The sequence below is a fragment of the Verrucosispora sp. SN26_14.1 genome, from assembly GCF_004307965.1.
In the GTDB taxonomy this organism is placed as follows: Bacteria; Actinomycetota; Actinomycetes; order Mycobacteriales; family Micromonosporaceae; genus Micromonospora.
The window spans coordinates 1-8291 of sequence record NZ_SISL01000260.1 but is presented as its reverse complement, the minus strand read 5'-3'; the positions used below and the strand labels follow the sequence as shown (position 1 = coordinate 8291).

The following is an 8291-nucleotide window of genomic DNA, read 5'->3' as shown; positions in this document are numbered from 1 at the left end:
AGGTGTATAAGAGACAGGCCGCACGGGTTGCCGCTGGCCTCGTTCGGTGCCCGGTTCGGTGCCCGGCTGATCGACTTCGGCATCGTCTTCCTGCTCAACGTGTTCGTGAACGGCTTCTTCGTCTATCGGCTGGCGCAGGAGTACGCCACTCCACTGAACGAGTTCTGGCGGCGGGTCGAGGCGCAGGACCGCACCACCGACCCGCTGCCCCCGGCGGGCGACCAGGCCGGCTCGCTGGTGGTGGTGATCCTGTTGCTGGCCACCGCGCTCTGGTTGGCGTACGAGGTCCCGGCGATGGCGGCCAGCGGGCAGACCTTCGGCAAGCGGCTGCTCCGGGTCAAGGCGGTGCCGATGGAGGCGGACGCACCGCTGGGCTTCGGTCGGGCCCTGCGTCGCTGGAACACGCTCGGCCTGCCCACGCTGCTCTGGTACTGCTGCGGCCTCGGCCTGTTGCTCCAGTTGATCGACGCGCTCTCGCCGCTCTTCGACCATCCGCTACGGCAGGCCCTGCACGACAAGCGGGCACAGACCGTGGTGGTCCAGCTTTCCCGCACCCCCGACGACCGCAGCCCCGACCACCGCAGCCCCGACCACCGCAGCCCCGACCACCGCAGCCCCGACGACCGTGCCGACACATCGGGAGACACCCCATGACCGACACCGGACGACAGCCGGCACCCCGGTTGACCCGCGCCGACCTGGACGCACTGCCCAACTACGTACCCGGACGCAGCCCGGCCGACCTGGCCCGGGAGCTGGGTCTGCCCGAGGCCATCAAGCTGGCCAGCAACGAGGTGCCGTACGGCCCGCTCCCCGGGGTCGTGGAGGCGGTCGCCGAGGCGGTCGCCGGTGTGCACCGCTACCCGGACATGGGCGTCGTCGCGCTGCGTCAGGCGTTGGCCGACCGGTACGACGTGGCCCCGGACCGGATCGCGACCGGCTGCGGCTCGGTGGCGCTGGCCGAGCACCTGGTCCGGACCACCTGTCTGCCCGGTGACGAGCTGGTCTACTCGTGGCGTTCCTTCGAGGCGTACCCGATCATCGCGGCGACCAGCGGCGCGACCAGCGTGCAGGTGCCCAACGCGGCCGGGCACGGGCACGACCTGTCCGCGATGGCCACGGCGGTGACCGACCGGACGCGGATGATCCTGGTCTGCAACCCGAACAACCCGACCGGCACCGCGGTACGCCGGGCCGAGCTGGACCGCTTCCTGGACGCCGTCCCGGACGACGTGCTGGTGGTCATCGACGAGGCGTACCGGGAGTTCGTCACGGATCCGGAGGTGCCGGACGGGCTGACCTACGCCGACCGGCCGAACGTGGCGGTGCTGCGCACCCTCTCCAAGGCGTGGGGCCTGGCGGGTCTGCGGATCGGTTTCCTCGTCGCGCAGCCGCAGGTGGCGGCGGCGGTCCGCAAGGTCGTCACGCCGTTCTCCACCAGCATGGCGGCGCAGGCGGGCGCGCTGGCCGCGTTGGCCCAGGCCGACGAGGTGCAGCGACGGTGTGCGCTGGTGGTGGCCGAGCGGGACCGGGTCACCGAGGCGCTGCGCAAGCTCGTCCCGGACGTGCCCACCAGTCAGGCGAACTTCGTCTGGCTGCCGTTGGGCGACCGGTCGGTGGCGTTCGGCAAGGCGTGCGAGTCGCGGGGCGTGATCGTCCGGCCGTTCGCGGGTGACGGGGTGCGGGTGACCATCGGTACGCCGGAGGAGAACGACGCGTTCCTGGCCGCCGCCGAGTCCGCCCTGGTCTGAACCACGAGCGGTGCCGGGCCGATCCGCCATCCCCCAGCGGACCGGCCCGGAAGCCCACCGAAAGCATACGTAACTTTTGTCCGATTTGCCCGAGACTCGCTGTCGCCCCGCCGGTCAGGTAGCCGCCAGCACCAGCGGCTCCGAGGTGAGGAAGTAGCGCTGGTCGTCGGCCTCCGGAACCGGCGGCTGCCGGAGCCGCTCCAGCGCCAGGTAGCCGCCGCTCGCGTACGCCGCCCCGGGCGCCCAGCCCACCCCGTCGGCCCCCACGTTCAGCACGAAGCGGGACCGCTCGACCCCGGTGGCTGGGTCCACGGTGATCAGGTCGTTCGTCTCGGTGAGCAGGTGCACGCGGTCGGGCTGGACGGCCACGATCCGGACCGCCCCGAGGTCGGCACGCCGCCAGACCTCGTCGCCGTCGCGGGCGGAGCGTCCGGTGACCACGCCGTCCGCAGCCCGGACGACCCACTCCCCGTGCAGTTCGGCGTCGGTCGGGTCGAGTGCGGGTGCGGCCACCGGGCCGTCGGCGGCCAGCAGCCAACCTCGCCCCCCGTCGTCACCTGGGCCGGTGACGCGCAGGCCACCACAGCGCACGCCCTCGGTGACGCAGCCGACCGGCGTGACGCTCCACTCGGCAGCGGCGCCCGGCGGCTCCCAGCGGTCCACCGGCGTACCCGTGCGCACGTCGAGGAACTCGACCACCGCCGGCCCCCCGCACCGGTCCACCACAGCGAACCGACCGTTCGTGGTGGTGCCCACGTCGCTGCGGCAGTCGTCGTCCACCTCCGTGGACCAGAGGAGCCGGCCGTCGTCGAGCGCGAAGGCGGCGAGGCGCTCCGGCCCGGAGACCACGAGCGTCGACGCGCCGCCGGCTCCGGTATGGAAGAGACCGGCCGGGCTCCAGACCGCCCCGGCACCGGTGCGGCGCGCGGTCCACCCCTCGGCGGGCACCGGGCCGTCGACCTGCCAGGCCACCCGTCCGGTACGCGCGTCCAGCGCCACCAGCTTCCCGTCCGACCAGTGGCTGACCACCGTGGTCCCGTCCGCCACGACCCCGCTCACCTCGGCCGGCCACCGCCGGTACGACCAGTACGGCGTACCCCGGTGGCGGGCGTCCACCGGCCCGTCGGCGTACACCTGGCGCTGTGCGGCGTACACCCGGAGGCGGCCGTCGACGATCAGCGGCGCCACCGGCAGCCGGCCGACCACCCCGGCCTCCCGGTCGGCGGCGGCCGGATACTCGCCCCGCGCGGTCGTGCTGACCTCGGCCGGAGCGAGCACGCGGTACGCGGTGATCGCGGTGACCGCGACCATGACAGCCACGGACACCACCGTCACGATCCGTCGCCGGCCCGTCGTCAACCCCATCCCGCACCTCCGACCGGCACCCTATCCAGCCGGGCTGAGTGCGCGGGGGTACGGCCCCGAGGGCGGGCGTCACACTCCGGTCGGGGCCGACGCGTCCCGGGAAGCGGCCGTGTCCCACGAGAGCGGGGCACTCGCGGGACACGGCCGACGGCGTCAGCGGGTGAAGTGCCCGGCCCGGATCGCGCCGACGAACGACGTCCAGTCCGGCGGGCTGACCACCAGGACCGGCCCGGCCTGGTCCTTGGAGTCGCGTATGCCCACCACACCGTGGACACGGGCCAGGTTGTCGGCCACCTCCACACAGAGACCCTGGTCGTTCGAGCGGCTGCTGGTACGCCAGACCGCGCCCACGAGTTCGTGCATCGTCATCTCCTCGGTTTGTGACGTGTCGCCACCGGGCCGGGCCGACCGGAACGGGGGGCACCGGCCGGCCCGGCGCGTCGTGGCGACGCGATTCCGAGGGCATCAACGAAGAGAGTGACGGTCCTTGATCGCACATCGAGTGCGATCAAGGAATTGTGTCGGGTTGGGGTCAGTTCGCGGGCGTGACCGTGCCGGTGACCTCACCCAGCTCGACGGTGCTGCCGTCCGGTCCGGGAGCGGTCGCGGTGACGGTCACCGTGTCCCCGTCGGCGAGGAAGGTGCGCTCCGCCCCGTCGACCACGACCGGCTCGGTGCCGCCCCAGGTGAGTTCCAGGAACGAACCGACCTGGTCCCGGCGCGGGCCGGAGACGGTGCCGGAGGCGTACAGGTCGCCGGTGCGCAGCGAGGCGCCGTTGACGGTCAGGTGCGCCAACTGCTGGGCCGGCGTCCAGTACATGCCGGCGAACGGCGGCTCGCTGACCGCCTCGCCGTTCCAGCGCACCGTGAGCCGCAGGTCCAGCCCCAGGCGGGACTCCTCACGCAGGTAGTCGACCACCGGCGGGTCCTGCTCCGGGGCGGGCACGAAGGCGTGTCGCAGCGCGTCCAACGGAGTGATCCACGCGGCCACCGAGGTGGCGAACGACTTGCCGAGGAAGGGCCCGAGCGGTTGGTACTCCCACGCCTGGATGTCCCGGGCCGACCAGTCGTTGACCAGCACCACCCCGAAGACGTGGTCGGCGAAGTCGGCGGCGGCCACCCGCCGGCCGAGTGGACTCGGTACGCCCACCACGAACCCGACCTCGGCCTCGATGTCCAGGCGCGCGGACGGTCCGTAGACCGGCCCCTGCGGACCGGGCCGCTGGCCGTGCGGGCGGATCACCGGGGTGCCGGAGACCACCACCGTGCCGGCCCGGCCGTGGTAGCCGATCGGCAGGTGCTTCCAGTTCGGCAGCAGCGGCGGCTGGCCCGGCCGGAAGATCAGTCCGACGTTCGAGGCGTGGTGCTCCGAGGAGTAGAAGTCGACGTAGTCGGCCACCTCGAAGGGCAGTTCCATCGTCACCTCGGCCAGCGGCACCAGCAACGGTTCCACCGCCGCGCGGTGGGCCTCGTCGGTGAGCAGCTCGGTGATCCGCTGCCGGGCGGCGGTCCACTGCGGGCGACCCAGCGCCAGGAACGCGTTGAGCGTGGACTGCCGCAACGCGCCACCGGCCAGCACCAGGCCGGCCTCCTCCGCGCCCGCCAGGTCCAGCACGTGGTCCCCGACGCGTACGCCGATCCGGGGCTCGCCGGAATCCACCCGGAACACCCCGTACGGCAGGTGGTGCGTCCCGTACCCGGATCCCTCGGCACCCGTCACCCAGCTCACGCCGACCCTCCGTTCCACCGTGCCCACTCGCTCATGCCTCGAATCCTCCGTTCACCAGCCCGAGCCGGATCAGGTCGGTCAGTGGTTCACTGATGCTGCACGAGCCGAAGCCCACCCAGAGCGGACGCGCCGAGTCGTGGCGTCCCTCGGTGCCCTGGACCAGCGGTCGCTCGTCGCGCACGGTGAGCAGATCGGCGACGGACTCCACCGTGGCCCCGTCGGCGGCGGCCAGCGTGGCGGCCAGCACGTTGCCGAAGCCGTGGTGGGTGAAACCGGTCTCCGGATCCACCTGCCGCACGGCGTGGTGCAGACCGGCGGTCAGCTTGAACGGCAGCCGCCGGTCCCGGCAGGCGCAGATCACCGCGGCCAGTTCGGCGGGGGTGGGGAACAGCTCGGCGGCGAGCCCGCCGGTGCGGAACTTCGCGGCGACCGGCAGCCCACCGGCCCGCGCCTCGGCCAGCGCGTCCAGCGCCCCCATCAGCCCGAAGGTCAGCGGGATCTCCGCATAGACGGGTACGCCGTCCAGCCGTTCGGTCAGCGTCACCAGCTCGGCCAGGCCGGGCTGCGGGTCCTCGCCACGCCGCGCGACGGGCGCCTCGATTTGCCGGGCGGTCACGCCGAGCGGAGGCAGGCAGGAGAGCGCGAGGGGCAGGCGGTCGAGACCGGTGTCGCCGATCAGCCCGATGGCGAGCCCGGGATCGACGAGTCCGTCCAGTTCACCTGCGGCCACGGTCGAGGCCGGCAGCAGCAGCGGGCCGACGAGGTCGGCGTACCAGGCGGCGCGGTGCTGCCGGTGGGCGGCGAGGGCGTCGGGCAGCGACGCGCTGCCCGGCGGGAAGACGGCGGCGTCGTCGACCAGTCCGGTGACGAGCGCGGGCAGCTGCGTTGACACGAGACAAGAATGTACGGGACGCTCTAAGAAGCGGACAACAGCGTCCGATTATCGGACGTGCTGGTGACGGGAGGCGAGATGCCGTACTACCGCAGCGTCGGTGAGGTGCCACGGAAACGTCACACCCAGTTCCGGCAACCCGACGGCAGCCTCTACACCGAGGAGCTGATGGGCCAGGAGGGCTTCTCCTCCGACTCGTCCCTGCTCTACCACCGGTACGCGCCGACCGCGATCGTCGCCGCCGAGGAGTTCACCCCACCGGCGGTGACCCGTACGCCCAACCTGCCGCTCAAGCCCCGGCACCTGCGGACCCACAAGCTCGACGGCACCGGCGCCGACCCGGTCCTCGGCCGGCGCTACCTGCTCGCCAACGACGACGTCCGGATCGCGTACGTGCTGGCCGACCGGCCCTCCCCGCTGTTCCGCGACGCCACCGGCGACCACTGCCTCTACGTCGAGTCCGGGGCACTACGGGTCGAGTCGACCTTCGGGGTGCTGGACGTGACCGCCGGCGACTACGTGATCATCCCGACCTCGACGGTGCACCGGCTGGTGCCGACCGGTGACACGCCGACCCGGCTGCTCGCCGTCGAGGCGTCCGGCCACATCGGCCCGCCCAAGCGCTACCTCTCGGTACGCGGCCAGTTCCTGGAGCACTCGCCGTACTGCGAGCGCGACGTCCGGGGACCGGACACGCCGCTGCTGGTCGACGGCACCGACGTGGACGTGCTGGTGCGTCACCGTCGCGGGTGGACCCGACACGTCTTCGCGAACCACCCGTTCGACGTGGTCGGCTGGGACGGGCACATGTATCCGTGGGCGTTCTCCATCCACGACTTCGAGCCGATCACCGGCCGGGTCCACCAGCCGCCACCGGTGCACCAGACGTTCCAGGGGCCGAACTTCGTGATCTGCTCGTTCGTCCCGCGCAAGGTCGACTACCACCCGGGCGCCATCCCGGTGCCGTACCACCACCACAACGTCGACTCCGACGAGATGCTCTTCTACACCGGCGGCAACTACGAGGCCCGGCGCGGCTCCGGCATCGAGCAGGGGTCCATCTCGCTGCACCCGTCCGGCTTCACGCACGGCCCGCAGCCCGGCGCCGCGGAGCGCTCGATCGGCGTGGACTTCTTCGACGAGCTGGCGGTCATGGTCGACACGTTCCGGCCACTCGACCTGTGCGACGCGGCGAGCGAGTGCGAGGACGACGCGTACGCCTGGACCTGGGCCCGCCGCCCCTGACCCCGCCCCGACCCACCCGGCCGGTCAGGCGACCGGTCGGGTGATGATCGCGAGTTGCGCGGCCATCGCCACCCCGATCGCCAGCACCAGCGGCCACGGGGTGCCCAGCAGGGCGTAGAGCAGGATCAGCACCGGTGCCACGCAGGCCCCGTAGACGGCGAACGCGAGCGTCCGGTCGGTGCGCCGCAGCACCGGCAGGACCGTCCGGGTCAGCCCGGGCAACCGCGACGCCTGCCGCCACACCACGAAGCCGCCGCCGGCTGCGGCCAGCACTGCCATCATGCGGGAGAAGCCGGACCCGGTGGCGGCCGAGCAGGCGACCAGCACGGCGGCGATCACCGACCATCCGGCGCCCCAGACGACGAGCTGCCGCAGCGCCGCCGGCACGGTGCGGTCGGCGATCGGACCCACCGGACCCGCGCCGCCCGGCGCGGCGAAGGGATCACCCTGGTACCCGCCGGCCGACCCGCTCTCGGACGGCCACGTCGGCGGCTCGTCCCGCCCGTCGGCGGACCGACCGACGCCCTCCCCGGCCTGATTCGCGCCACCCTGCCCCGGTCCACCCTGACCCCCGCCAGGCCCGCTCAGGCCGTCCGGCTGGCCGGTGACGGGGTCCGGCCGACCTGTCCCGCCCTGACCCGCCGTGGGCCAGCTCAGCCCGCCGGTGGGCCAACTCAGGCCGGTCTGACCCGCCGTCGGCCCGCCAGGCCCACTCTGGCCCGGTTTCCGCCCGTCCGGGGTCTCCGGGTCGTTCCGGGACTGGTCGAGACCGCTCAGGTCGTCCGGGACGGTGTCCGTCCGGTTCGGGTCGGTTCGCGTACCGTCGCGGCGGTTCGGGTCGTTCGACGGCAGGCTGGCCACCGCCGCCTCCGCGAGCTGTTCCAGCGTCGCGCTCCACCGGCGCTGCTCCAACCGCAGCACACCGACGTCCTCGCTCACCTCGGCCAGCCGTGGGTCCAGCCGCAGCGCCTCCCGGTACGCGCGCTCGGCCAGGTCGTACATCTGCATGTTGGCCGCCACCAGGCCGAGCACCAGATGTGCCTGCGGCTCCTCGGGCGCCAGCTCCACCCCGTGCCAGGCCGCGTTCAGCGCCGGCTGTCCGTTGCGGGAGCCGGCCAGGATCGCCGCCGCGCTGCGCTGCGCGTACGCGTCCTCCGGCCCCAACGCCAGGATCTCGTCGGCGGTACGCGCGGCGTCTGCGTACCGTTCCAGGTCGCCCAGGGCCAGGCCCCGCACGACGAGTGGGGCGAGCTGTCCCGGCGCGGCTGCCACGGCGGTCTCGGCGGCGGTCAGCGCGTCGGCCGGGCGG

General features: G+C 73.2%; 7 protein-coding genes and 1 pseudogene. 3 read left to right on the top strand and 5 right to left on the bottom strand.

The window, feature by feature from the left end; all coding sequences use genetic code 11:
- Both EYA84_RS20870 and hisC read left to right on the top strand, forming a co-directional pair.
- Positions 1-654, top strand: a 654-nt coding sequence (locus EYA84_RS20870; RefSeq protein WP_236145877.1) for an RDD family protein, incomplete at its 5' end; no start/stop codon positions are given.
- Positions 651-1751 carry a histidinol-phosphate transaminase gene (gene hisC, locus EYA84_RS20865; protein WP_131054732.1) on the top strand — a complete coding sequence of 367 codons (1101 nt, stop codon included), beginning with the start codon at positions 651-653 and terminating at the stop codon, positions 1749-1751. The genes EYA84_RS20870 and hisC, both read left to right, overlap by 4 nt.
- 114 nt (positions 1752-1865) lie before the next feature.
- Here the strand turns inward: hisC and EYA84_RS20860 are convergent, their stop codons facing one another.
- From EYA84_RS20860 to EYA84_RS20845, 4 genes are all read right to left on the bottom strand, one after another.
- Positions 1866-3116: a PQQ-binding-like beta-propeller repeat protein gene (locus tag EYA84_RS20860; protein ID WP_131054731.1), complete on the bottom strand. Its 1251-nt coding sequence runs from the start codon at positions 3114-3116 to the stop codon at positions 1866-1868.
- Positions 3117-3269: 153 nt separating this feature from the next.
- Entirely contained in the window at positions 3270-3479 is a 210-nt protein-coding gene (locus EYA84_RS20855; RefSeq protein WP_131054730.1) for a DUF397 domain-containing protein, read from the bottom strand.
- 169 nt (positions 3480-3648) lie between these two features.
- Positions 3649-4845 carry a fumarylacetoacetase gene (gene fahA, locus EYA84_RS20850; RefSeq protein WP_131054729.1) on the bottom strand — a complete coding sequence of 399 codons (1197 nt, stop codon included), beginning with the start codon at positions 4843-4845 and terminating at the stop codon, positions 3649-3651.
- Positions 4846-4876: 31 nt separating this feature from the next.
- Positions 4877-5737 carry a hypothetical protein gene (locus tag EYA84_RS20845; RefSeq protein WP_131054728.1) on the bottom strand — a complete coding sequence of 287 codons (861 nt, stop codon included), beginning with the start codon at positions 5735-5737 and terminating at the stop codon, positions 4877-4879.
- 78 nt (positions 5738-5815) lie between these two features.
- On the opposite strand from EYA84_RS20845, the gene EYA84_RS20840 reads away from it, so the two are divergent.
- Positions 5816-6982 (top strand): homogentisate 1,2-dioxygenase, encoded by a 1167-nt coding sequence (locus EYA84_RS20840; RefSeq protein WP_131054733.1) that lies wholly within the window; start codon positions 5816-5818, stop codon positions 6980-6982.
- A gap of 810 nt (positions 6983-7792) precedes the next feature.
- Here the strand turns inward: EYA84_RS20840 and EYA84_RS33570 are convergent.
- Positions 7793-8291, bottom strand: a pseudogene (locus EYA84_RS33570) (tetratricopeptide repeat protein); the annotation flags it as partial.

What these genes read in the sequence shown, in the direction of transcription:
- hisC (WP_131054732.1), top strand. Translation starts at nt 651, where the DNA reads ATGACCGACACCGGACGACAGCCGGCACCCCGGTTGACCCGCGCCGAC.
- EYA84_RS20840 (WP_131054733.1), top strand. Translation starts at nt 5,816, where the DNA reads ATGCCGTACTACCGCAGCGTCGGTGAGGTGCCACGGAAACGTCACACC.
- EYA84_RS20860 (WP_131054731.1), bottom strand. Translation starts at nt 3,116, where the DNA reads ATGGGGTTGACGACGGGCCGGCGACGGATCGTGACGGTGGTGTCCGTG.
- EYA84_RS20855 (WP_131054730.1), bottom strand. Translation starts at nt 3,479, where the DNA reads ATGCACGAACTCGTGGGCGCGGTCTGGCGTACCAGCAGCCGCTCGAAC.